22 protein-coding genes and 3 tRNA genes are annotated in these 23,491 nt (G+C 48.5%); 14 read left to right on the forward strand and 11 right to left on the reverse strand.

The window, feature by feature from the left end:
• Window positions 1-12: 12 nt before the first annotated feature.
• Together amrA and amrB are read right to left on the reverse strand one after the other, a co-directional pair.
• A complete protein-coding gene (gene amrA, locus ABT58_RS00625) occupies window positions 13-603 on the reverse strand; it encodes an AmmeMemoRadiSam system protein A (protein ID WP_047872410.1) in 591 nt (196 codons plus the stop codon).
• Window positions 572-1,396, reverse strand: coding sequence for an AmmeMemoRadiSam system protein B (gene amrB / locus ABT58_RS00630; RefSeq protein ID WP_047872411.1), 825 nt, complete (start codon window positions 1,394-1,396; stop codon window positions 572-574). Before amrB ends, amrA begins: the two co-directional genes overlap by 32 nt.
• A 119-nt stretch (window positions 1,397-1,515) precedes the next feature.
• Here amrB and amrS point away from each other — a divergent pair, with 119 nt between their 5' ends.
• Both amrS and ABT58_RS00640 read left to right on the forward strand, forming a co-directional pair.
• On the forward strand, window positions 1,516-2,631 hold the full coding sequence (gene amrS, locus ABT58_RS00635) for an AmmeMemoRadiSam system radical SAM enzyme (RefSeq protein ID WP_047872412.1): 1,116 nt from the start codon (window positions 1,516-1,518) through the stop codon (window positions 2,629-2,631).
• 170 nt (window positions 2,632-2,801) lie between these two features.
• On the forward strand, window positions 2,802-3,110 hold the full coding sequence (locus ABT58_RS00640; RefSeq protein WP_047872413.1) for a glutaredoxin domain-containing protein: 309 nt from the start codon (window positions 2,802-2,804) through the stop codon (window positions 3,108-3,110).
• 109 nt (window positions 3,111-3,219) lie between these two features.
• On the opposite strand, the gene ABT58_RS00645 is transcribed toward ABT58_RS00640, so the two are convergent.
• A complete protein-coding gene (locus ABT58_RS00645; RefSeq protein ID WP_047872414.1) occupies window positions 3,220-3,825 on the reverse strand; it encodes a TetR/AcrR family transcriptional regulator in 606 nt (201 codons plus the stop codon).
• 214 nt (window positions 3,826-4,039) lie between these two features.
• On the opposite strand from ABT58_RS00645, the gene ABT58_RS00650 reads away from it, so the two are divergent.
• Both ABT58_RS00650 and ABT58_RS00655 read left to right on the forward strand, forming a co-directional pair.
• Entirely contained in the window at window positions 4,040-5,155 is a 1,116-nt protein-coding gene (locus ABT58_RS00650) for an efflux RND transporter periplasmic adaptor subunit (RefSeq protein ID WP_047872415.1), read from the forward strand.
• A 3-nt stretch (window positions 5,156-5,158) separates the two neighbouring features.
• On the forward strand, window positions 5,159-8,209 hold the full coding sequence (locus ABT58_RS00655) for an efflux RND transporter permease subunit (protein ID WP_047872416.1): 3,051 nt from the start codon (window positions 5,159-5,161) through the stop codon (window positions 8,207-8,209).
• A 61-nt stretch (window positions 8,210-8,270) separates the two neighbouring features.
• Here the strand turns inward: ABT58_RS00655 and ABT58_RS00660 are convergent, their stop codons facing one another.
• The 6 genes from ABT58_RS00660 to ABT58_RS00680 form a co-directional block, all read right to left on the reverse strand.
• The gene (locus ABT58_RS00660; RefSeq protein WP_047872417.1) at window positions 8,271-9,710 is read right to left on the reverse strand and encodes a hypothetical protein; all 1,440 of its coding nucleotides are present in this window, start codon (window positions 9,708-9,710) and stop codon (window positions 8,271-8,273) included.
• A gap of 385 nt (window positions 9,711-10,095) precedes the next feature.
• Entirely contained in the window at window positions 10,096-10,269 is a 174-nt protein-coding gene (locus tag ABT58_RS23905) for a hypothetical protein (RefSeq protein WP_156168801.1), read from the reverse strand.
• Window positions 10,270-10,578: 309 nt separating this feature from the next.
• A complete protein-coding gene (locus ABT58_RS00665) occupies window positions 10,579-10,998 on the reverse strand; it encodes a DUF4893 domain-containing protein (RefSeq protein ID WP_047872418.1) in 420 nt (139 codons plus the stop codon).
• 29 nt (window positions 10,999-11,027) lie between these two features.
• Window positions 11,028-11,321, reverse strand: coding sequence for a hypothetical protein (locus tag ABT58_RS00670; protein WP_047872419.1), 294 nt, complete (start codon window positions 11,319-11,321; stop codon window positions 11,028-11,030).
• 387 nt (window positions 11,322-11,708) lie between these two features.
• Window positions 11,709-13,016, reverse strand: coding sequence for a branched-chain amino acid transport system II carrier protein (gene brnQ / locus ABT58_RS00675; protein ID WP_047872420.1), 1,308 nt, complete (start codon window positions 13,014-13,016; stop codon window positions 11,709-11,711).
• Window positions 13,017-13,516: 500 nt separating this feature from the next.
• A complete protein-coding gene (locus tag ABT58_RS00680) occupies window positions 13,517-13,717 on the reverse strand; it encodes a hypothetical protein (RefSeq protein ID WP_047872421.1) in 201 nt (66 codons plus the stop codon).
• Between the two features lie 415 nt (window positions 13,718-14,132).
• On the opposite strand from ABT58_RS00680, the gene ABT58_RS00685 reads away from it, so the two are divergent.
• The 5 genes from ABT58_RS00685 (at window position 14,133) to ABT58_RS00705 (ending at window position 16,421) form a co-directional block, all read left to right on the forward strand.
• Window positions 14,133-15,056, forward strand: a complete 924-nt coding sequence (locus ABT58_RS00685; protein ID WP_047872504.1) for a sugar kinase — start codon at window positions 14,133-14,135, stop codon at window positions 15,054-15,056.
• 212 nt (window positions 15,057-15,268) lie between these two features.
• Window positions 15,269-15,342, forward strand: a tRNA-Cys gene (locus ABT58_RS00690).
• Between the two features lie 3 nt (window positions 15,343-15,345).
• Window positions 15,346-15,421: transfer RNA gene (locus tag ABT58_RS00695), tRNA-Gly, on the forward strand.
• A gap of 130 nt (window positions 15,422-15,551) precedes the next feature.
• Window positions 15,552-15,638: transfer RNA gene (locus tag ABT58_RS00700), tRNA-Leu, on the forward strand.
• A gap of 219 nt (window positions 15,639-15,857) precedes the next feature.
• On the forward strand, window positions 15,858-16,421 hold the full coding sequence (locus ABT58_RS00705; protein WP_205625298.1) for an endonuclease V: 564 nt from the start codon (window positions 15,858-15,860) through the stop codon (window positions 16,419-16,421).
• Window positions 16,422-16,485: 64 nt separating this feature from the next.
• Here ABT58_RS00705 and ABT58_RS00710 read toward each other — a convergent pair whose 3' ends face one another.
• Together ABT58_RS00710 and ABT58_RS00715 are read right to left on the reverse strand one after the other, a co-directional pair.
• A complete protein-coding gene (locus ABT58_RS00710; RefSeq protein ID WP_047872422.1) occupies window positions 16,486-17,796 on the reverse strand; it encodes an ABC transporter substrate-binding protein in 1,311 nt (436 codons plus the stop codon).
• Window positions 17,797-17,806: 10 nt separating this feature from the next.
• Window positions 17,807-19,780 (reverse strand): HAMP domain-containing methyl-accepting chemotaxis protein, encoded by a 1,974-nt coding sequence (locus ABT58_RS00715; protein WP_047872423.1) that lies wholly within the window; start codon window positions 19,778-19,780, stop codon window positions 17,807-17,809.
• 454 nt (window positions 19,781-20,234) lie between these two features.
• On the opposite strand from ABT58_RS00715, the gene ABT58_RS00720 reads away from it, so the two are divergent.
• The 5 genes from ABT58_RS00720 to ABT58_RS00740 are packed head-to-tail and all read left to right on the forward strand — an operon-like array spanning window position 20,235 to window position 23,489.
• Complete coding sequence (locus ABT58_RS00720; RefSeq protein ID WP_047872424.1) at window positions 20,235-20,987, forward strand: 5-oxoprolinase subunit PxpA; 753 nt, start codon at window positions 20,235-20,237, stop codon at window positions 20,985-20,987.
• 10 nt (window positions 20,988-20,997) lie between these two features.
• Entirely contained in the window at window positions 20,998-21,696 is a 699-nt protein-coding gene (gene pxpB, locus ABT58_RS00725; RefSeq protein WP_047872425.1) for a 5-oxoprolinase subunit PxpB, read from the forward strand.
• Window positions 21,684-22,625, forward strand: a complete 942-nt coding sequence (locus tag ABT58_RS00730) for a 5-oxoprolinase subunit C family protein (protein ID WP_047872426.1) — start codon at window positions 21,684-21,686, stop codon at window positions 22,623-22,625. The genes pxpB and ABT58_RS00730 overlap by 13 nt, the downstream gene beginning before the upstream one ends.
• A gap of 36 nt (window positions 22,626-22,661) precedes the next feature.
• On the forward strand, window positions 22,662-23,234 hold the full coding sequence (locus ABT58_RS00735) for a gamma-glutamylcyclotransferase family protein (protein ID WP_047872427.1): 573 nt from the start codon (window positions 22,662-22,664) through the stop codon (window positions 23,232-23,234).
• Between the two features lie 3 nt (window positions 23,235-23,237).
• Window positions 23,238-23,489 (forward strand): hypothetical protein, encoded by a 252-nt coding sequence (locus ABT58_RS00740; RefSeq protein WP_047872428.1) that lies wholly within the window; start codon window positions 23,238-23,240, stop codon window positions 23,487-23,489.
• The last annotated feature ends 2 nt before the right edge of the window (window positions 23,490-23,491 follow it).

Consider the following 23,491-nt stretch of genomic DNA (forward strand, 5'->3'; position numbering starts at 1 on the left):
ATCGATTCGTGGTTAATAGTGGTACTTACCGGTAATGCTATCCACGATGAAGGTTTTAACGGTCATCGTCGGTGACCAGTAATTGCCTTGCCAACCCGCTTTGATTTTCAATTGACGCACAAACTCCGCTGGTTGACGGATCTGCTCCCATACTTGCGGCAAGAATAACGCTTGCGCATGGTTGTCCGATAGAATCACACCTACCTTATTGTTGCTCAGGTGTGCGATCAGCGCTTGCTCGGAGTCGACACTCAACACTTCCGGTTGCGACAGCACGGAGACTTCAATGGTCAGCTGATCGAGTTGCTCTTCACACAACGGCATAAAGCGGCGGTCCTGATAGGCACTGGCTCGCGCCTTGTTGTGCACATCTAAAACCAGCGGGCTGTGTGCGAGGGTTGTACCTAAGCAGCCTTGCAGTTTGCCATTGACTTTCAACGTGACGAAACTGGCGCCAGGTTGCAGCAATTTTTTGCCGTACAGATCAAGCCGTGGGGGCAGGATAAGCTCATCCGAAAAGTGGCCACGAATGGCATCTCGGGCAATATCCAGCAATTGTGTTAGTTCACCTTTATTGAGGTGCTGAAATGATGTAGCTGACATATCCTACGACTCTCTCCTTATCTCCGATGGCAGTGTCACCAGAGTTAATCAATGTATTACGTATAAGTGGGTATCCCTTTTGTTTGGCTAGCAATAGCAATGTGTTAATGCCCGTGGCACCACAGGCTTGCTCGGGGGTAAGGGTGGCCTGGTAACTTTCTATCAGGGAACAGGTATGGTGATCGATACGTGTTGCGTCTGAGTAGGCATGAAAATGGCTGAGGTCACTGCTTATCACAAGCAGGCAATCGTCGCTTTGCCAAAGTGGGTCAATGGCGCGGGCAACAACGGCCGGTGAAACATTACTGGTTAAGAGCGGTAACAGGGTAAAGTCATGTAAACATGACTGCAGAAAAGGCAATTGCACTTCAAGACTGTGTTCTTGAGCGTGGACTTTATCTGATACCTCAATATCATCTATTTCCCGCAACTTTTCAACACTTTGTATGTCAATAGGGACTTTTCCGAGAGGTGTCTCAAAATAGTGACAGGCTGGCAGGGCGCAGCCCTTAAACGCAAAGCGATGACTTGGCCCAATTAGGATCACTTTTCGTATCCGACTCGCTTGTTGACGCAGGGCACGATAGGCCTCTGCCGCCACACTGCCTGAATACATATAGCCCGCATGCGGCACGATGAGCGCCTTAATTTTCCCCTGTTGTGTCGATTCAGATGCGGCTGTGTGAGTGAGTGCGGCATTATCGTCATCTAACCAATGATTGACTTGCTGCTGGAGAGCCGTGGCCGAATGGGGATAAAAATGTCCGGCAACAGCAGGAGGACGAGTGAGCATACGGATCTCCATTAACAGGCGAGAAAGGCCGTTGTTAAGCGTGCCTCTGCAATAAAGGATATATACTCAGTATAGGTCGTCACGTAAGTCGTGAGCAGGATAAGATCAAGGTTGCGAGTATGAATAAATCATTGACGCAGAAAGGGTCGAGTCAGTCTGTACCGCCCGCCAGCTGGCCGACAACGCATTGGCATATGCTGGCGGATGGGCGGGTGGTGTGTGATGTTTGCCCACGCCATTGTCGCTTGCGTGACGGTAAGCGTGGCGCCTGTTTTGTTCGTCAGGCGCAAGGCGGCGAAATTGTCCTGACCAGCTACGGGCGCAGCAGTGGTTTTTGTGTGGATCCGATAGAGAAAAAACCACTGAATCATTTCTATCCAGGCAGCTCGGTGCTGTCATTTGGCACTGCCGGGTGTAATTTAAGCTGTCAGTTTTGCCAGAACTGGCAGATCAGTAAATCCCGTCACATTGATACGCTTGGCGCGCAAGCCATGCCGGCGCAGATCGCCCAAGCAGCATTACGCTATGGCTGCGACAGTATTGCGTTTACCTATAATGATCCGGTGATTTTCATGGAGTACGCCATGGATGCGGCGCAAGCATGCCGAGAGATGGGTGTACACAGTGTGGCCGTGAGTGCCGGTTATATGTGTGATCAGCCTCGGCGTGAATTTTTCTCGATGATGGATGCGGCCAATATCGATCTGAAAGCGTTTACCGAGCGCTTTTATCACAAGATCTGCCATGGTCATTTGGTGCCGGTGCTTGATACCTTACTGTATCTTAAGCATGAAACGTCGGTGTGGTTTGAAATCACGACGTTGTTGATCCCCGGGGAAAACGACAGCCCGAAAGAAATAGACGCATTAACCTGTTGGGTCGCCGATCATTTAGGGCCGGATGTGCCGATCCATTTCTCTGCCTTTCATCCCGACTTTAAAATGTTGGATAAGCCACGTACTCCACCTAATACCTTAATTCAGGCGCGCCATATCGCTCAGGCGAACGGGCTGCACTATGCCTATGTTGGCAATATCTTTCATGAGGAAGGCGACAGTACCTATTGTCCGTCATGCGGCAAACAGGTGATTGCCCGAAACTGGTTTAAGTTGGGAGCGGTAAATGTGACGGATGATGGCTTGTGTGCCTTTTGTGGCGAAAAGCTGGCGGGGCGGTTTGCCAAAAGAGAGCAAGCATTTGGGCGTCAGCGCATTCCGGTCACGGTGAGTAAATAATGGTGGAAAGCGTTAATGGTGAGTATTCGCAGGCAGTCAATGGGCTGGAAAGTGGCGATAAACACGTCATACGCAATGAAAAGCGGACGTAACCGAGGATGGAGTCTTGTCACTGTTTTGGCCTTCTATTATCTTATCGGCCATAAGTTAACCTGAAAAAGTGAAGAACGATGTCTGAGATGACAATGGAACAACTGGCGGGCTACCAAAACTTGGTGATCACGCAGCCAAACTGCCCATACTGCGTAAAAGCAAAAGCGATCCTTGATGCGCGCGGCACCGAGTACACCTCACTGGTACTGGGTGAAGATTTGTCTAAAATCCTGATGGTGGATTTTATCGAGCAGGCAACAGGTAACGTGGTACGCACTGTGCCACAAATCTTCTTGGACGGTCAGTACATCGGCGGTCACGATGATTTGGTGGCTTTCCTTGAGCGCCAAGTCGATGGCGACGAGTTCGGTGATTTTGAACTGTAAGCCTTCGTCGTAAAGATGAAATAAAAACAGCCAAAGGTGTCATGCCTTTGGCTGTTTTTTTATGTGCACGAATACTGAAAAAACGTGTGCTGAGAATGCGTGCCGTTGGTTACTGCGAAGGCGAAACGGCAAACGACGCTAAAAAGACGGAGACAATCAGCTCGACTTTTTCTTTCAGCACCTCGCCTTCTGCTTCAGGAATGATGGTCATCAGCTGGGGCCAGAATAATGCCCCCTGAAACAGACTGAGATACACATTAGAAATAACTTTGATATCGGTGTCTTTCAATTGACCGGCTGCCATGGCCTCACGAAACCACTGCATGATGGCTTTAGAGCTGTACAGGGTTTTGTTCAGCGTATTGGCCATATCGGGTTGGCGAAGAAATTCCATCACAATGGTACGGGCTAAGGGAATGCCGTAAGTGTGATACAGAATGTCGGCTTCTTGGTAAGTGATATCGGTGAGCTGCGCGTGCAGGCTACGCTGAGGGTCAAAAGTATACTGAACGGTTTGGTTGGTGGACTCATGCAAGATGGTCAACACCGCTTCAAATAAATTCTCTTTACTTTCAAAGTGACGATATAACGTGCGCTTTGACACTTCAGCCGCCGCACTAATCCTGTCCATATTCGCGGCTAAAAACCCATGTTGCATGAATTCGGCTTTGGCGGCGTCGATGATGGCGAGGCGTTTTAGTTCGGAGCGTGTCATTGTGGTTCCATGTTTTCCTGACTTAATGCGAGAAGTTTATCAAGATTATGTCAAAAAGTACACTTGCTAGTTTACTTTTGCGTTGGCCTATATAAAAATAAACTCACAAGTTTACTTTTGTCGTCGCGCTGAGTGTGCTCGACGGTAACATCTGGGACCTGAGTGTCCTCATACCCAACGGTCGCGCCGGACCAACCTTTTAGGGGAGAAATAGGTGAATACGTATTTTAAGAAGTCAGTATTGGCATCTTTTAAGTTCAATGCCCTTGCTGCAAGCATTGCCATGTCAACCTTAGTGCTGACAGGTTGTGGCGCGGAAGAGCCTCAAACTGTGGCCGCACCGGTCATCAAACCTGCATTGACGGAAGTGATCAGCACGCAAGCCAATGATGATTTGAGTTTTAATGGGGTTGTTCGTGCGGCAGAACGTGCGGATTTAGCCTTCCGAATTGGCGGCCGTATTACCGATATCGCAGTCAAAGAAGGGGATGAGGTGAAACAAGGTCAGGTATTGGCGACCTTGGACTCACGCGATGCGCAAACGGCACTGGAGTCGGCCAAGCTGGAACTGGATAACTCGAAAGCGGAATACCTGCGTGGTAAAGCCATTTACGAGAAAAGTCAGGCCATTGCCAAGAGCGATTTAGATACCCTGACAACGCGCTATAACCTGGCGAAAAACCGCTTGGCTGAAGCCCGTCGTCAGTTGGAATACACCCAAATTAAAGCCCCGTTTGATGGCATTATTGGCCGCAAGTTGGTGGACAACCACGTACAAATCCAAGCCAATGCGCCGGTGGTGACCTTGCATAACCTGCACGATCTGGAAGTGGTGATTAATATTCCGGATAACGTGATGTTAGCAGGCATGAGTGGCACTAAAGCCTTAGCTGAGCTGTCTGCGATTCCGGGTGTGGTGTTCCCGTTGGCACTGCGTACCTACGCAACCCAAGCGGATCCCATCACCCAGACTTACGCCATTGTGTTGGGTTTTGAAGACAGCAAAGGCTATCGCGTGCTACCGGGTATGGCGGTGAAAGTGCTGCCGTATCAGGATGCTAACGGCGAACAGAATGCCGCAGGTATTTCGTTGATCACCGTGCCTTTGACGGCGGTTGTGCCAGATAACCAAGGTAAACAGTTTGTGTGGGTGATTAACGCCGACAATAAAGCCGAAAAACGTTACGTGACCGTTGGCGCGCTGAGTAAGAACCGTGTAGTGATCACCGAGCACCTGAAAGTGGGTGAGCGCATAATCATTGCCGGTGTGTCGAGCGTGAAAGAGGGCATGGAAGTGCGCCCTTATACCGATGACAGCAATGGGGCGTAATTGATGGATATTGCACGTTATACCATTGCGAAACGCACCAGTGTTTGGGTGCTGATCGCGCTGATTTTGCTGGGGGGCTACATCAGCTACCTTAAGCTGGGCCGATTTGAAGATCCGGAGTTTGTGATCCGCCAAGCGGTGATCAACACCCCGTACTCGGGCGCCACGGCCCAAGAAGTGTCAGATGAAGTCACTGACGTCATTGAAGGGGCGGTGCAGTCACTGCAAGAGCTCAAAGAAGTGAAGTCGGTGTCCAAGCAGGGCATGTCAGAAGTGACGGTGGAAATTAAGCTTGAATTTGCCAAGTCATCGGCAGATTTGCAGCAGGTGTGGGACAAACTGCGCCGTAAAATCACCGATGCTCAGCGCATGCTACCGCCGGGCGCGGGGCCGTCTATTGTCAATGATGATTTCTCGGATGTGTATGCGCTGTTCTTTGCGGTGACCGGTGAAGGCTTTACCGACAAGCAGCTGCAAGACTACGTCGATAGCTTGCGCCGTGAATTGGTACTGGTACCGGGCGTGGCGAAAACCGCGACTTTGGCAGAACAGCAAGAAACCATTTTTGTTGAGATCTCCAGTGAGCGTTTAGCCAAGTTTGGTCTGTCGGCAGAAAACGTGTTCCAGGTGCTGCAAAAGCAGAACATGGTGACCGTGGCGGGCAGTATCGAAACCGATGCGATGCGTATTCCGGTGATCCCAAGTGCCAGCATTCGTTCATTCAATGATCTGAAGAACCTGCAAGTGGGTGTGGGTGAAAACAACACCGTACTGCGTTTGGGCGACATTGCGAACGTGACTCGTGGCTACCAAGAGCCGTCATCCATGCTGATGCGCTACAACGGCGAGCGTGCGATTGGCTTTGGTATCTCTAACGTGACCGGCGGTAACGTCGTGGACATGGGGGATGCGGTAAAAGCGCGCATTGCGGAGCTGGAGGGTCAGCGTCCTTTGGGCATGGAACTGCACGAGATCTCGATTCAGTCTGACTCGGTTCGTGCTTCGGTGGCTAACTTCATCGATAACCTGATTGCTGCTGTGGTGATCGTGTTTATCGTATTGCTGCTGTTCATGGGTCTACGTTCCGGCGTGATCATCGGTTTTGTACTGCTACTGACGGTAGCGGGTACGCTGTGCATCATGTTGATTGAAGACATCGCGATGCAGCGTATTTCGCTGGGTGCCTTGATTATCGCACTGGGTATGCTGGTGGATAACGCCATCGTAGTGACCGACGGTATTCTGGTGCGTTTGCAAAATGATCCGGATGAAGATCGCCATGTGATTGTGTCGGATGTGGTGAATGCCACTAAATGGCCTTTGCTGGGCGGTACCGTGGTGGGTATCTGTGCGTTCAGTGCCATTGGCCTGTCGCCGTCAGACATGGGGGAATATGCCGGTTCATTGTTCTGGGTGATCCTGTACTCCATGTTCCTGAGCTGGGTGTTTGCCGTGACTGTCACCCCAATGCTGTGTTTTGACTTCCTGAAAGTGAAAGCGCGCGCAGCGGATCAGAAACCGGGTCGCATGGTTACCCTGTACAAAGCTTTGCTGACATGGGTGTTGTCACACCGTGTGATCAGTTGTGCGCTGTTGGTTGCTGTATTGGCTGGTGCCGTGTATGGCGTGCGTTATGTACCGCCGGGCTTCATGCCGGAATCACAGCGTCCGCAGTTCGTGGTGGATGTGTACTTGCCGCAGGGTTCAGACATTAAACGTACTGAACAGGTGGTGGCGAGCATTGAGCAGGATGTGAAAGCCAAAGACGGTATTACCAATATCACCAGCTTCATTGGTGGCGGTGGTCTGCGTTTCATGCTGACTTACGCACCGGAAGCCCGTAACCCAAGTTATGGTCAGTTGCTGATTGATATTGATGATTACACTAAGATTGCCCCGCTGTTGGTAGAGCTGCAATCGGAGCTGGATGCTAAATACCCGGACGCGTCGATCAAAGTATGGAAGTTCATGCTTGGTCGCGGGGGCGGTAAGAAAATTGAAGCGGGCTTCAAAGGCCCAGACAGCCGTGTACTGCGTCAGTTGGCGGAGCAGGCGAAAGCCATCATGCTGAACGATGACAATCTGATCGCGGTGCAGGATGACTGGCGTCAGCAAGTGCCGGTGTTGCGTCCGGTGTACTCAGCAGAAGAAGCGCAGCGCTTTGGCCTGACGACACAAGAGATCAACCAGGCGATTGCACAGACATTGTCTGGCCGCCGTGTGGGTGTGTACCGTGAAGGGGATGATTTGGTGCCGATTGTGGTACGTGCCCCAGAAAACGAGCGTGATCACCAGCGAGCGATTGAAAACACCGAAGTGTACAGCCAGAAAGCGGGCGGTTTCATTGCGGTGAGCCAGTTGGTGGACTCTGTGGATGTGGTATGGCAAGACGCGATCCTACGTCGTATCGACCGTATGCCGACTATTCTGGTGCAGGCGGATCCGGCGCCGGGTGTATTAACGGCAGATGCGTTCAACCAAGTGCGTCCACAAATCGAAGCGATTGACTTGCCACCGGGTTACGAGTTGATCTGGTACGGGGAATACAAAGCCTCAAAAGATGCCAATGAAGGCTTGGTGATCTCTGCCCCTTACGGGTTTGCCGCGATGATCCTGTCGGTGATCTTCATGTTCAACGCCTTGCGCCAGCCACTGGTGATTTGGCTGACTGCACCACTTGCATTGGTGGGTGTGACAGTAGGCTTGGTGATCTTCCAAACGCCGTTTGAGTTCATGGCGATTCTGGGCTTCCTGAGCTTGATCGGGATGATGGTGAAAAACGCCATCGTACTGGTGGATCAGGCTGATGTGGAGATCCGAGAAGGGCGAACGCCGTACGATGCCATCATCATGGCGGCACTTAGCCGTGCGCGTCCGGTATTGCTGGGTGCTTTCACCACCATTTTGGGTGTGGCACCATTGTTGATTGACCCGTTCTTCAAGAGTATGGCAGTCACCATCATGTTTGGTCTGTTGTTCGCAACGATCCTGACGTTGGTGGTGATCCCATTGTTCTACGCGATGTTCTTCCGTGTGAAAGTGGAAACGGCATAATCAGAGCGTAAATCGCAAACCATAAAAAAGGGCGTCCTTGTATAACAGGGACGCCCTTTTGTTAATTATTTATGAGTTCATGAATGCGCATGGCATGTTTTAATCCTTCCGCCATAAATCTTTTATTTTCATTGTTGATTGCTACTTCCTTACCAAGATCAATTATTTCACCGTTAACTATTGGATGATATGCTGTTTTAAAGTTAGCAGTATAGATCTCTTGTGATGGAAATTGTTCAACCTCATTAGTGTTGATGAATAAGTTATAAGAGCTATTAGTATAATGTGTTTGAGTATCAAGAGTGAATATTTCATTGTCGTCAAGGTCATTCAAGGTCATTCCTGCAGGAGTACAAGAGTTGTATTCAATTTGCTCTAAAGTGCACTGATAACTATCATAATTACTATTCCATGTGATATTTTGATAAATTGAAAATGACAAATGATTGTTATTTTCGTTAAAAGAAATTGAAACTTGTGCAGGTGATATTAACTGACGAAACTCATTAGTTATAACTTCATAAGAGTGTTGATTGTGAGCATTTAAAGAAAATCCAAAATTACCACTTGAGTCAATTAATTGAGTTGAGCAATCGATAGTAAAATTTTCGTTACCTCGACACATTATTTGAGCTTCAGATTTTTCGATGCCAACAGATTGTAGTTGTGTATATGTATGTTCTGAGATCGGTATTTCCTCTACTTCATACTCTGTCCATTTAAGGTATTGTGCATCATGTAAATCTTCATTGTTACAGGTGAAAGTATCTGGGGTCAATGGTTCTGTTAGAGTAAAAGTAACGTTATCCGAATCAATATACCACTGACAGCTGGAAATATCTTTTTCTTTTAGACGTTTACCATTGTTTTCCCAGACGATATGAACAGTCTCTCCATTCGTGGAATAATAGATTTGGGCTGGAGCATTCAGCCGATGAAGAGTATCGTAATCAAGTCTCCAAGCTTGAGTGTATATATCCAATAAGTTACCAAGACTATCAGCAGATCCTGATATGTAATTTGGCTTATCATTTTTTCTTACAGAATAAGTCAACTCATCAGGGTTAATACCATTATTAATCCCATTTCCATCATATGGATAGCTAAGATAATACCATGATCCGCTTCGCCATTCTTCTGTTCTGTATGAAGTTCCAGAATAAACATCGTAGTTGACTACGATAGTATTAGGTTTGTCATTATCCCGATAATAATTGCCATGCTGATACCAAGCTCTTATTGTACCGAGTTTTATTTTGTTTTCGATAGTAGGAAGGTCATTGCACTGACGGTGTAAGATGAATTTTCCCTCATGCTCATAACCATATGCGATACCGCCATCACTGAGCTGCTTCTTAACGATTTTTTTTATTGTTCCATCTGGAAGTACTGCATTTTCGCAGTAGTTGATAGTATGTTTTTCATCTGTGTTATCACTCGAGTTACACCCTGATATAATTGACAATGCAATCATTAAGTAAGGGCTTGATTGTTTTTTCATGACGAATTTACTCCATAAAGTGATGATGTTTTATTTAATATTATTGATCGTTATAATTAGAAGATAAAATACTACATTCTTGTTTGATATGATTATCTAGTTGAATAATATTTATTAAGTTGATTTGAAATTTTTGATTTGATTTTTTTCACCGATTATGACTGTTGATCTTTAATTTTTGTGGTAGGAATTTTTGAAAATTCACAATTTATTGGAATTAATGCCTGCTGTTTACTTGTGAATGTTTTATAATAAAATGAAGATTGAATTTATAAAAGTAACTAGGTTCTATATTTTAATATAAAAGTAAATGGTATTTTACAAGGTTTCATTTGTACCAGAGTATTTTCCATATGAAACCTTCTTTCATGACTGGTCTACCTGATTACCACATGTAACCAATCAGTAGGGTCGACACATTGACATTTAAGCCAGCATCTTCATTAAAGCTGTGATGGTATTCCAGCGCAAAACCAGAATCAAAGGTGTAACCCACACCGAGCATTAAGGTTTCATTGGTGTAGGTGTTATAGCGCGTATCTTCAACAATCACACCCATGCTACCATCTTGACACGGAGGAATTATTAAATCGTGTGAAAAATAATGGTGCGCATTCACGCGGGAAAGGTTTTTAGCCAAGCTAGAATGACAACGGGACGGATGCTAACAATAAAGGTTATGACAAGGTAGTTATAAAAAGTGTCAATTTAATTTCCCGTCAAATCATCATCTTAAAATGTTTTATGTAATACGTGTAAGACATAAGACTGCGAAGTGAGGGGTAAGGGAGCAATGGTAGAGTGGCGAATGAGAAATAAAGATAAATAAACGTATTGAGGTGCCTCAATACGTTTATCGGTATTATTTTTAGAGTTTTTTTAAGTTAACGATTTGGTAGTCATGAGGTTCACTAGGTGCATGGATTTCGCCGGTGAATTGGTTATTTCCATTGTAGGTATAAACGCCAGTCAGATCGCTGGTACATTCACCCCATGGGCAAAAGAAGATGCCATTAAAACTAAAGCCATTCTCATTGGCCGTGATTTTCCCTCGAAAACGCTGTGATCCGCTGGTTTTTTCTAAGGTGTAGCTATCACCTTGTTGACTGATTTCACAGCGAAAGTCGGGGTAGGTGTATTTCTCACCCAATCCATCAAACTGAGTCAGAGAGCAACTGTAATGCCCAACCCATGCTTGTAGTGGTTGAGGCGACGCCTTGTCAGCCAGTGCGGAGGGACTCAGGGCGATAAGGCTGGTAAAGATCATGAGTGATAAGGATGATTTCATAACAGACTCAATATAAGAAAGTGAAAGGATCAACTGCGTGATTTTGTTGACGGATTATCTTGTTGTGTATTAACCCATGCCGGATTAAAAATGGAACCATCGGCATTAATGAAATATTGATGGGTGACTGTCTCAGTCTGTTTTAAGGTGTCGACTTTGTAGACATTAAAGCTGCCTTTATTGGTGTGACCAATGAGGTAGCTATTGAATTCCGACGTTTCGATAGTCATCGGAGATTGAATTAAATATTGGTTAGCGATCAGCGAGCTGGTGCAACCGGTTAAGATAAAGAGAGTGATGAGGAATGAAAAAACGATTTTCATACATGCTCCTGCACAAGTGAAAATAAAAGAAGGCACTGTCTTTTCAATGGAAAACGCTTGGGGATACTGTTAATTAGCGCGCAATTTATCACGACTGTTTTCAACGTGCTTGAACAGGATACAGATATTGAAAACGGGTAAATCGTGTATCGAGTCATATCACATTTGACAGTGATGGATGCGTCAGTTGTTGCACTTTTATTTTGTTTTTGACGCTTTTAGGCCGTTGAAAAAGTTGTGAAATGACCGCTGGTATGTTGAAAGGCGAGGGCTGGAAAGATGCGGCAATTAGGAGTGAAAGGGGAGGCGACGAAAGTAGCAGGGTAATGAAACAAAAAAGGAATAACGCCAGCAGCAAGGCCGCTGGCGTAGTGTTAGCGAAATGGCTTATGACTGCGTCGACACCGCAGAATTAGCTTGCTGACGATACATCGGTAAGGCGCAAAACAGTAAGATGCTTAAGCAAGGTAACAACCAAGTTGCATGAGCACTGTATAGTGGCAGCCATTGTTCAAAAAAGTGGTCCATCGATACGGGCATCATGCCCAGAATGCTGATGGCATCAATGCTGCCGAATGCGAATGCGGTAAACAATGTGGTCACGTAGATGGCACTGTAACGTTTATCACCAGGGTACACGAAAGCCGTCAGTACCAGCGCAATGGCGACCGGACACAAAATCAAAATAGCAGGTAAGCTGACTGCAAGAATTTGGTTCAGGCCGATATTCGCAATCAAACCGGTCGCGATGATCACAATGGTCGCACTGCGGCGAAATGGCACATTGAACGTTTGCTCGTAGTACTCGGTACACGCATTGGTTAAACCCACGGTTGTCGTTAAACAAGCCATGATAATAATCGCGGCCAATAGCCATTGACCATAATCACCAAAGGTATGTGCCACATAACGTGTTAGCAATTCGCCCCCGTTTGTCACGCCTTCAGCAATCGGCGCGGAGGTGGCCCCCACGTAGCCTAATGCAATATAGCAAGCACCCATCAGTACCGCATAAATGAGGGCGACTTTGCAGGTAATGCGGCTCACGGCTTTGGTTTGTGTTACGCCTTTGTCATGGATAGTTTTGATCACCACCCAACCAAATCCGACGGCGGCGATGGCATCCATGGTCATGTAACCTTGTACCAGACCTTGTGTTAGGGCGCTGTCAATAAAATGCGACTGAGGAGCGGGGGGAAGTGCTAGCGGTGACACCATGGCGTAAATCGCCAAAATCGCCAGCAAAATGATAAGCATCGGTGTCATCACTTTACCAATGTAATCCACCAGTTTTCCGGGACGAAACGCTAAGATCAATGTCACCAAGCAGAAAAGAAATGAAAACAAAGGCAGGCAGTTATCACTGACAAACGGCGCAATACCCATTTCATATGCGACGGTGACGGCGCGCGGCATACTGAAAGCCGGACCAACAGCCGTTAGGATCGCGACCCACATTGCCGTTGCGACCCCTGCAGGTAGTGGATGGGTCAGCAGCTTGCTGTCATTCAGGCGACCGAAAACCACCAGGGTTAACGCTGGCAGACCGACAGCCGTGATCAAGAACCCGCCCATTGCAGGGAGTAAATGTTGCCCAGCCTCTAGGCCCAGAAACGGTGGAAAGATAATGTTGCCTGCACCAAGGAACATGGCGAAGGTCATTAAGCCGATGGCGAGTATGTCGCTGGTTTTCATTGGACAAGTCCTTATTCTATACCCGTTATGCTTACGGGGTATGTTGTGTTTGGACCGTCAGAATGCTGGAAGAAAAAAGGAAGGTTGTCTCCGTCAGCATGGCTGACGGAAATAGCCGCCAGCCTAGATAACGATGACTAGGACGACGACAGAAATAATGGTATTCATTGCGCGCAACAACGCATTTTCGCTCAACGCCTGAGGCGCAGAAGCAAAAGAGCAGCGATGTGAGAAATTTGAAGTAAGCATAGTTATTCAAGTGAGTAGCGAGCAATGTCCACAACATATAAGTAAATACGCGTGCTGTAAATAGGCAGTGGGAGAATTTCCCGTTTTAATAAACGGCTAGGTGTTGCGCGCCAGAGAGGTGCGCGAAAAGAAAGCGAGCATAAAATCAGCAATCGGGTGAAAGGCTGCCAAGAAAGTCAGGCTTTTTTGCTGCTTAATATGGAAAGCTTGAAAAGAAAAAATGGAGCGCGAGGCTCCATTTTTATAGGCGATTAGCTGATAATGCCGGTCAATAAACCCGCAAAAATCAGGCTCGCTACCCCATAGAATCCAAATTCAATACGTGACTCTGTTGCGCTTTTTTCATCTGTACTTTTTAGGGTTGCCATGGTGAAAAATGCGCCACCCGCCAAGCCGATCAATAAGATGATTAAGCCAAATAGTATACCTTCGATAAGATAAGTCACATCCATGCTTATATCCTTTGTGGCACGGGAAAACGAGTGGCACGGATGATACACCTTTGGCCGTGGTTGGCAATGAAAAAATGTTAACAGAATTCAGGAAACGTTCTCCTTGGTCACTTATTCGGCACGTACGAATTAATAGGCATCAATGGCATATAAAGTGTTGGTTTTTTCACCGCTAAAGCCTGTGAAATGGGTTATGGTTGACTCGTGATTATAGGTGAAAAATTGAGCGCATAGTTCGACACAGAAGAGAGGAAAAGCGACCTACACACAAAGGGAATTCATAAATGGCCGATTATCACTAACGGGCAACATAATTCGCTAAAAGTCGCTGAAATGCAGACCTTTGTGGTGAGATAAGCCTGCTATCTTCCATTACGCTTTAAAGAGAAAGCCAATATATAGAGGGGGCAGCGTGGTGAAGATTGCGTGTTTTGGTGAATGTATGGTGGAACTCAGCGGCCAGCCTCTGCAACGTACGTTTGGGGGGGATACGCTCAATACGGCATTGTATTTGGCGCGGTTAGGGCGGCCTCGGGGCATCGAGGTTTGTTATGCTACGGCGCTGGGTGTCGATACCATCAGTCAGGATATGTTGACGTCGTGGCAGAACGAGCAGATCGATACGCGAATGGTACGTCAGTTACCCCATAAATTGCCCGGCCTCTATTTGGTCGAAACCGAACCCAGCGGGAGACGGCATTACCATTATTGGCGTAATGACAGTGCCGCTAAATTCTATTTTGCCGATTTTCAGTCGCCCTTGGAGCAAGCGATTGAGCGTCGAGAGATAGATGTGCTTTATATCAGCGGGATCAGTTTGGCGATTTTAGCGGAAGAAGCGAAAGCGGTATTAGTGACGCTGGTAGAGAAGCATCACCAGCAGGGTGGCAAAGTGATATTTGATAATAACTTTCGGCCACAACTCTGGACCGCTAAACAAGCCCAATACTGGTATAGCCAGGTGTTACCGTTTGTCGATATCGCCTTATTAACGGAGCAAGATGAGTTACGCATCTGGGGAGAAGGAGACAGTGTTGGCCGTTGCCAGCAATTTGGCTGTGATGAAGTGGTGATCAAGCGGGGGAGTGCCCCGTGTATCGTGGCGACCGGGTTGCAGTCGAGTCAGCCACATATTACACAGGTGGCTGCACAGCATGTTAAGACGGTTATCGATAGCACAGCATCAGGGGATGCTTTTGCGGCCGGATACCTGGCAGGGCGGCTTGCTGGCAGCAGTGCAACCGCAGCGGCAGAGTTAGGCCATCAATTGGCTGCGTTGGTGTTACAGCATGAAGGGGCTATTATTCCCTTGGAAGCCATGAAAGGCGTTTTGTCTTAATGTGCCAGACACGCATCGCCTCCTCTGATGCACGAATTTTGAAGGCTGGACGTGAACGCGAAGCCGGATTTTGCAGCAAAGCGTGTGCAGAGAGAATAGATTGTACAGATATCAGGCAATTGATTATTTTTATTGAAATTATTGGTTGACTCACTGCGTGCTTTCCGTAGAATGCAACGCATACCGCAGCGGAGAACGCTGATTGGTACGAAGGCGCGTTGGCAGAGTGGCTATGCAGCGGATTGCAAATCCGTGGACCTCGGTTCGACTCCGGGACGCGCCTCCATTTGCGACACTAGCTCAGTTGGTAGAGCGCAACCTTGCCAAGGTTGAGGTCACGAGTTCGAACCTCGTGTGTCGCTCCAAATTGATGGATGATGTGACCGAACACGAGGAACCTCGTGCCCAAGCTGGTCGCGTCGCTCCAAATTAAAGATATGGCTCAATAGAGTGGTATCAGATGGTGTTTCATTCAGGCACCGTAACGCATTGCGTGCCCTGGTGGTGAAATTGGTAGACACAAGGGATTTAAAATCCCTCGACGTTCGCGTTGTGCCGGTTCAAGTCCGGCCCGGGGCACCATCTCATTGAAGGCTCACAAGGTAACTTGTGGGCCTTTTTTGTATCCTCATTTTCTGCTTATCTTCCTTCCTGATCGCATTTTTCATTTGTTTTGTCGTGTGTTGTTTAAGACGGCTTGTGTCACTGTGAATTCCTGCCTATCGTCGACGCATTGGTCTGCCCAAGGCTTTGTAGAGCGATCCAACGCTCATGGAAATGTCATGCAAAAGGAGAGTTGCCGTGCATTTGATCATTGATGTGGATTACCGTATCAGCGCGTCGAGTGATATTGATACAGAGGGTCATTCACCAGAGCCGAAAGAATACGCAGTGGTGGCGGGGATTGTGTTTGCAGATTGGCAATCCGATCACCGAATCGCTACCCATACAGTGACAGTGGAGAAAGTCGCGCCTTACCAGCCTGGTCAGTTTTACAAGCGTGAATTACCGTGTTTGCTCGCGTTGATAGAAACTGTCACTCCTAGGCCGACAACGATTGTGATTGATGGCTATGTGACGCTCGGGCAAACGCAGCGTGACGGTTTAGGTGCATATCTTTATCGCACATTAGGTGAATGCATACCGGTGATCGGCATTGCAAAGAACCGTTTTGCAGACACGCCTGAAGCCTGCGAAGTATACCGAGGACAAAGTCAAAAACCAGTGTATGTGACGTGTATGGGCATGACGTTGGAAGAAGCCAAAGAGTGTGTACAGACGATGCACGGTCAATACCGTTTTCCAACCTTAGCCAAGGCCGTTGATTCTGAGTGTCGTCAGGCGAGCCCGACGGACACGCCATAAAAAAACCGGCCGAAGCCGGTTTCATCTGTATAGGAACGGTTTTAGTACCGTGAGAGAGGTAGGGCTACAGCACTGGCGTACAGTTACAGTTCTCGCCTTGTGCGTTGGCTTTGCTCTGTTGTTGCGGTGCATACCAGCGATTTAAACCGTTTTGCAGACGTGATGTCGCTTGTGCCGGTGTCATCTCACCTTTCATCACCGCGACGCTGGTGGTCCAGATCTCTTGTTCAAAGTTTGGTTTGCCACGAGAGAGGATTTGGCTGGAACTGCGGATCGTTGAATCACACTGCTCACGCCAGCTCATCATTTCTTGCGCGACCGGATCTTTCACATCAAAGAAATGGTTAGATAGCGAGAAAAAGCCAGAAATCTCGTTGGTTAAGATCTCTGCAAATTCGGATGAGGTCATCCAGGTCAGGAAAATTTCCGCTGCTTCCGGGTTCTTCGCTTTAGCATTGATCCCCATGCCTAAGTCAGTGTGATCACTGAAGTAACAGGCATCGCCTTTTTTCTCCACCGGTGGCGGGAAAGCCCCCATGTTCAGTTTGCCTTGGAAGGTGAGGATATCCCACGAGCCAGCCGGGAACACTGCCGCTTTGCCGTCGGCGAACAGGGCACGGGAATCGCCGTAGCCCCGTTGATCCGCATTGTCACCCATGTAGTTCGACCACTTCGCTAAGGTGCGGAAAGTATCCTGATAAGGTTTGCTGTCAATGCGCTCTGTGCCATCAATCAGGGCGCCACGGCCATCTTCACCTTTCCAATAAGTCGGGCCGATATTCTGGAAGGCCAGCGCATCGGTTTCCCAGCGGTCTTTCAGACCCATCGCCAATGGCACGTAACCGGCGCGTTTGGCTTTTTCCAACACCCAGTAGAAATCTGCATTGGTGACAGGCTCATTCACGCCCAGTTCTTTGAATATGTCTTTGTTGTAGAAGAAACCATGGATCACGGAGGCCATTGGCAAACAGAACGTTTGTGCGCCAGAGTCGGTTTGCCACGGCGCCAGTGCAAAGCTTGGGAAGTTTTCAATCCCTTCCATTTCGGTTACTTCTTTCAGTAACCCTTGCTTGAACAATGGCAATGCCCCATCGAACGGGCGACAGGCCAGCAAGTCACCCGCTTGGCCGGATTCGATACGGTTTTTCAAATAGCCGACCGGATTGGCGTTCCATTCGGCGATATCCGCATCTGACGGTGAGACATAATCGACCTTGATGTCAGGGTAGTGCTTGTTAAACGCAGGAATGATTTTTTCATTCCAAATCGCGTTATCTGCACGCCAGGATTCAATCACAACACGTTGCTGAGCTTGTGCGGCAGACGTCAGCGTCAGCAGGGCAGCGGTTAATGAAGCTAAAGTTAACTTTTTCATGCAGACACTCTTACACACGGAAGTTTGAAATCAGGTTTTGTTGCTCTTGCGCCAAGCCCGCCAGTGATTCACTGCTGGCGGCAGAGTCGCGCGCGCCTTTTTCGGCTTCAAAGGCCACGTGGGCGATGCCATTGATGTGCTCCGCCACGTCATGACACACCTTGATTTGCTCTTCGGTGGCATGGGCGACTTGGACCGTCATCTTCTGGATAGCCTGCATGCGGGTAGCAATGTCTTGCAGAATGTCATCCGTCAGACGGGTTTGATTCAAACAGTCTTCCATCTGTTTTTGGCTGGTGCCCATGGTGTCGACCATGCGGGTGGCATTGCCCTGCAGGTTGGTGATCATTTGCTGAATTTCTTCCGTCGACTGCTGTGTGCGAGTCGCCAGGGCACGCACTTCATCAGCAACCACGGCAAAACCACGACCATGATCGCCCGCGCGTGCTGCTTCAATGGCTGCGTTCAGGGCCAGCAGGTTGGTTTGCTCAGCGATGTCTTGGATCACATGCAAAATAGAACCAATGTTGTTGGAGTATTGGTTCAATTGCTGGGTGTTGGATACCGCTTCATCAATGTTGCCAGACAGCTGTTCGGTTAACTGGCGGCTGCGAGAAACCTGAGTACGGCCATCGTTCGCGGCTTGGTTGGTGTTTTCCACTTCAGCCACGGTTAATTCGGTTGAGCGGGAGATCTCTTTCGCGCTCACTTCCATTTCTGAAATGGCCGCCGCAACCTGATCGGTACGGGCTTTTTGATCTTCTACTCGTGACATGGCGGTATCGCTGACTACCGCAGCACGGTTGGCTTCATCTAAGAGATGAGTCGCCCCTTCACCAAACTTGCCAAGTGTGTGTGACATGATGTCGGCCAGCTTGTCCATCGAGCGGCTCAGCTCACCGAATTCATCGTCAGCGTGGTAGTTGGCACGGTTACGCATGTCACCGTCAGCCATTTTATCCAGCATGGTGTTGATCAATGTCAGCGGCTTTTGGATGCTGCGTGTGGTGGTGATGCCCACCCACAGGCTGATCACGCCAGCGATAGCAATCATCACAAACACATACATGAACGCTTTGCTGACTGCCGCATCCGCATCGGCACGACTGGTCTGCGTCAGTACCTGTGCATGCTGGGCGTAGTTTTCCAGCAGTTGTTGAATGGTGGTGGATTCTTGCTGAGTACGCTGACGCTCAGATTGTAGCTGTGCGTTAATGACCTGCTGTTGTTGCAGCACATCCAGCAAACCGTTCGCACCCAATGTCAGTGATTCCACTTTCTTTAAGTTTCGGGAATAGCGGGCTTTAACATCCTCTTCAACCGCAATGAGCGCCAAGCGTTTAAAAGCAATTTCGATGTCTTTTGCAAGTACGTTACGTAACTGTTCAAGGTCTGTGCTTTGGTTGGCACGACGTAGTGATTTCAAGTCGCGGGCAATACCACTGGTGATCAATTCTGCGCGGTTGTGCAGGGAGCGTTTTACCGAAGCTTTTTGCAACAGCAGATTGGCCGCCCAAAGGTAGGTATCTTCCAAACGCAAGAATTGCAGATCCAGCGCCTCACGCTGGGCGATCAAGGTATTGGATTGCTGTTGAAGCGCAATCAAAGATGCCGCTTGATCAAAATAACGGGTTGAGGCTTGTGAAATCGCCTCTAGCTGTTGACGTTCACGGGCAGTAATTTGGGTATTCTGCGCCTGTTGCAACGTTTGGAAAAAGGCTTGTTTCTGAGCAGAAAAGGTTTTATTCACACGGTTCTGCTGAGCCGGATCATCATGGAAGGTATTGATCAGCAAACTGGTTTGCATTAATTGCGTGATCAGACTGCCTGAAGCTACCACCATTGGGGTGGTTTGTTCAGTAATGTGTTCAACTTTATTTTGTAGGGATTGGGCATTGAATAGGCTGACGCTGCTCAGCAAGGCCATCAATACAAACATCAATGTAAAACCGGCAACGGTTCTTTGTACAACGGACAATTTCATTCATTTTACTCACGAACAACCGATAAGGGCTGTAAATGCACACTTTGCCCCATGCTTTCCTTTAAAAAATAATGAATTACAAGGGGCTCCTTGTTGGTTTTATTGTGACATCAATCGAAATAATTGGAATGCGATATAGACATGAAATAATTGAAATTGTTGGCGTGCGCACAATTATTTTGCGTAAGAAAATAAACCGATAAATACAGGTTGAGAATATATTCTTTATTATTCATTTGTATCGCCAAGACGCATTTATGGCTAAGTGTGTGTTGAGTCAAATATCACTCATTTATATCGATAGGCGTGAGGTTGTCTGTTTTTCTATACGATATGCAAAGGAAGTTATTTCGTATTGTTAAGGTGAGAGGTGAAAGATTGCACAGGTAGCATTGCCGGTATAGGGTGAAGATAAGCGAATAAACGTCGAGCGATGAATCAACAAGGATGCGTGATGAAACTCAATTGTGATATGGGCGAAAGCTTTGGTTGCTGGTCGATGGGTAATGATGCGGCAGTGATGCCTTGGGTAGATATGGCCAATATTGCCTGTGGCTTTCATGCGTCGGATCCCGACAACATGGTTGCTACGATTGCGCTGGCGGTATCTCGGCATGTTGAGATCGGCGCACACCCGGGTTACGACGATAAGATCGGGTTTGGTCGCCGCAGTATTCCGCACTCTTCTGAATCAATTTCCGCATTGGTGGCTTATCAGGTCGGGGCGTTAGAGGCGCTGTGCCAGTTACAGGGCGCCCACGTGAGTTATGTGAAACCCCATGGTGCACTCTATAACGATATGATGAAAACGCCTGTGATCTTTCAAGCCATTTTGGCGGCAGTGTCAGGCTTGAATCAGCAGCGTGAAACGCCATTGGCATTGATGATTTTAGCGCGGGTGGACAATACCCAATACCAACAGTGGGCTGAAGCCGCTGGCGTGCCGTTATTATTTGAAGCTTTCGCGGATCGTGCGTACGACGATCAGGGTTTGCTGGTGGCAAGAAGCGAGCCGAATGCGGTGTATCACGATCCGGCGCAGATCCGGCAACAAGTGGCGCACCTCGCCAAGGGGCAGGTGATCACGGTATCTGGGCATGTCTTGCCGTTGCAGGTCGATACGGTCTGCGTACATGGTGATAACGAAGAGTCGATTCCGATGGTCAAAACCTTGCATGATGATATTCGTGCCATGGCTCGGGGTTGAGGGCGCATGTATGGTGACGATTCAGCCTGTCTCTGAAACACATTTGATGATCTACGTGGGCGAAGTGATCGATCTCGCTTTGACGCCTGTTATCCGTGATTTAGTCGCGTTTCTTCATGGTTTTCCTGAGCCTGGGATCATCGAAGTGATCCCGTCTTATACTTCTGTTTTGGTGCAATACCATCCCAATCAATTGACCTATGCACAGTTAGCGTTGGCGATCGAGGCGTATTCCTTAACGTATCAGAAAGGCAACGCTTCCACACAGGCAAACGGTAATCGGATCACTTTGCCGGTGTATTACGGTCGTGATGTGGGGCCGGATTTACAGGCTGTTGCTGAACATGCGGGGTTATCCGTCGAAGAGGTGATCGCTATACACAGCGGACAAACTTATACCGTGTGTGCGATTGGCTTTGCGCCGGGGTTCGCGTTTTTAGCGTCTGTCGATGCCCGTATCGCCATGCCTCGCCAAGTGACACCTCGCCAACAGGTACCAGCGGGCAGTGTGGGGATTGCGAATCAACAAACGGCGGTCTACCCCAATGCTTCACCGGGCGGTTGGCAAATTATTGGTAATTGCCCAGTAGAGTTATTTTCACCGGATGCCACGCCCATGACGCCGTTTTCTGTCGGGGATACGGTGCAATTTACCCCGATTAATCGCGAGCAGTTCTTACAGCAAGGAGGTGAGTTATGGCCGCGTTAGTGGTGCAGCATCCGGGGATGTTGTCATTGTTACAAGATCTGGGGCGGTTGGGCGTGGCCGAGCAGGGCCTCAGTCAGGGCGGTGCGGTGGACTTACATGCCGCCTGCTGGGCCAATTATTTGGTGGGGAACATAGCATCAGCGGCCGTGATTGAAATTACCTTGGGTATGGCGCAATTCATCGCCGTTGAAGATTGTACCCTGGCGTTGACGGGCGCGCCGATGCAACCCTTGTTAGATGATATCCCGATGGAATCATGGCAATGTGTGTTTATGCGTGCGGGGCAAACCTTGAAACTGGGCGGTGCCCGACATGGCTTACGGGCCTATTTGGCGGTACAAGGCGGGTTCCTGGCTCCTGATGTGTTGGGCAGCTGTGCAACGGTAGTACGTAATCAGTTGGGTGGTTTATCGCACGGGCAACCGTTGATAACTGGCGATCGGGTTCCATTTGCCTATGCCTGCCCTGATCCCACGATGCTTTCCCGTCACCGTCAAACACCCAGCCGTTTTATTCCGGATTATTCACAACCGATAACGTTGCGTGTGATTGAATCGTATCAAGCTGCCGCCTTTCAAGCGGCGGAAAAAGCTCGTTTTTATGCCAGCCGTTATACGGTGAGTCAGGAGACGGATCGCATGGGGTGCCGTTTAAGTGGCCCGGCGATACAGGCGGAGATTGACGGGATCATTTCAGAAGGGATTGCGCTCGGGGCGATTCAAATTCCGCCGGATGGGCAACCGATTGTGTTGCTTAATGATCGACAAACCTTGGGAGGCTACCCGAAATTAGGGTGTGTCGCACGGGTGGACATCGCCCGTTTGGCACAAGCTGCACCGGGAACCTCAGTGCAGTTTATTCAAGGGGACTTAGCGGTATTGAGCGAGGAATGGCGACAGTTTTCCCGTTTTTTTGGCTTACCGTTTTAGTCCATGTAAGAGAATAGATAAGGAGAATCGATACCGATGTATATTTTTGGCTATGGCAGTTTGATCAACCACCATTCACGTCAGTTGACAGGACAAACGCGAGGTGCGATTCCGGCGACAGTAGAGGGGTTGCAGCGCCATTGGGGGAAAGTGAATGGTAACTATCAGATTGCGCCGTTGGTGGCCGCATTAGGGGACGGGCAATGTAATGGCGTACTGGTTCAGGTGGATGACGCAGGATTGGCGTGTTTTGATCAGCGTGAGCGAGGGTATGAACGTGTGCAGTTAGATCCGTCACAGGTGGTGGCACAGTGCAACGTTGACGTTGATTTTGAGCCACAACGGCCAATTTGGGTGTACACCCGCACCTCATTGACGCCACCGTGTTCGGTATGGCCGATTATGCAAACTTATGTGGATACCGTAATGGCCGGTTGCTTATCGATCTCAGAGCAATTTGCCCGAGAATTTGTCGAGACGACACAAGGCTGGCATTATCCGTTAGAAAATGATCGTCATCAGCCCAAATATGGTAACCATGCAGGTGTCGAGTCTGCCCATATTACGCAAATCGATCGACTTTTAGCGCAAGTCAGACAACAGAAATAGAACATGGCAAAACCGAATAAAAAAGGCCCAACCAAAACGGTGGATATCGCCTGTGCGGGGTGTAAAACGCCCTTGTATAAATACCGCAAAGGCGGCAAGGGCGCATTAGTGAAGTGCTTTAAAGAGCGTATTGTCAAAGACTTCACGATACAAGAAGGGGTCTGCCCGCAGTGTGAGGTGCAATTTGCGCGCGATACGCTGATCCGAGGTGCCCCTGCGCTTAAAATGATTGGCGGCAAAGTCACGATGAAATGACC

Origin of the sequence: Photobacterium aphoticum (assembly GCF_001029435.1) — a bacterium.
In the GTDB taxonomy this organism is placed as follows: domain Bacteria; phylum Pseudomonadota; class Gammaproteobacteria; order Enterobacterales; family Vibrionaceae; genus Photobacterium; species Photobacterium aphoticum.

Bases quoted from the DNA above. Each gene is read 5' to 3' on its own strand.
- amrA (WP_047872410.1), bottom strand. From the start codon at position 603: ATGTCAGCTACATCATTTCAGCACCTCAATAAAGGTGAACTAACACAA.
- amrB (WP_047872411.1), bottom strand. From the start codon at position 1,396: ATGCTCACTCGTCCTCCTGCTGTTGCCGGACATTTTTATCCCCATTCG.
- amrS (WP_047872412.1), top strand. From the start codon at position 1,516: ATGAATAAATCATTGACGCAGAAAGGGTCGAGTCAGTCTGTACCGCCC.
- ABT58_RS00640 (WP_047872413.1), top strand. From the start codon at position 2,802: ATGTCTGAGATGACAATGGAACAACTGGCGGGCTACCAAAACTTGGTG.
- ABT58_RS00645 (WP_047872414.1), bottom strand. From the start codon at position 3,825: ATGACACGCTCCGAACTAAAACGCCTCGCCATCATCGACGCCGCCAAA.
- ABT58_RS00655 (WP_047872416.1), top strand. From the start codon at position 5,159: ATGGATATTGCACGTTATACCATTGCGAAACGCACCAGTGTTTGGGTG.
- ABT58_RS00660 (WP_047872417.1), bottom strand. From the start codon at position 9,710: ATGAAAAAACAATCAAGCCCTTACTTAATGATTGCATTGTCAATTATA.
- ABT58_RS23905 (WP_156168801.1), bottom strand. From the start codon at position 10,269: ATGGGTGTGATTGTTGAAGATACGCGCTATAACACCTACACCAATGAA.
- ABT58_RS00665 (WP_047872418.1), bottom strand. From the start codon at position 10,998: ATGAAATCATCCTTATCACTCATGATCTTTACCAGCCTTATCGCCCTG.
- ABT58_RS00670 (WP_047872419.1), bottom strand. From the start codon at position 11,321: ATGAAAATCGTTTTTTCATTCCTCATCACTCTCTTTATCTTAACCGGT.
- brnQ (WP_047872420.1), bottom strand. From the start codon at position 13,016: ATGAAAACCAGCGACATACTCGCCATCGGCTTAATGACCTTCGCCATG.
- ABT58_RS00680 (WP_047872421.1), bottom strand. From the start codon at position 13,717: ATGGATGTGACTTATCTTATCGAAGGTATACTATTTGGCTTAATCATC.
- ABT58_RS00710 (WP_047872422.1), bottom strand. From the start codon at position 17,796: ATGAAAAAGTTAACTTTAGCTTCATTAACCGCTGCCCTGCTGACGCTG.
- ABT58_RS00715 (WP_047872423.1), bottom strand. From the start codon at position 19,780: ATGAAATTGTCCGTTGTACAAAGAACCGTTGCCGGTTTTACATTGATG.
- ABT58_RS00720 (WP_047872424.1), top strand. From the start codon at position 20,235: ATGAAACTCAATTGTGATATGGGCGAAAGCTTTGGTTGCTGGTCGATG.
- pxpB (WP_047872425.1), top strand. From the start codon at position 20,998: ATGGTGACGATTCAGCCTGTCTCTGAAACACATTTGATGATCTACGTG.
- ABT58_RS00730 (WP_047872426.1), top strand. From the start codon at position 21,684: ATGGCCGCGTTAGTGGTGCAGCATCCGGGGATGTTGTCATTGTTACAA.
- ABT58_RS00735 (WP_047872427.1), top strand. From the start codon at position 22,662: ATGTATATTTTTGGCTATGGCAGTTTGATCAACCACCATTCACGTCAG.
- ABT58_RS00740 (WP_047872428.1), top strand. From the start codon at position 23,238: ATGGCAAAACCGAATAAAAAAGGCCCAACCAAAACGGTGGATATCGCC.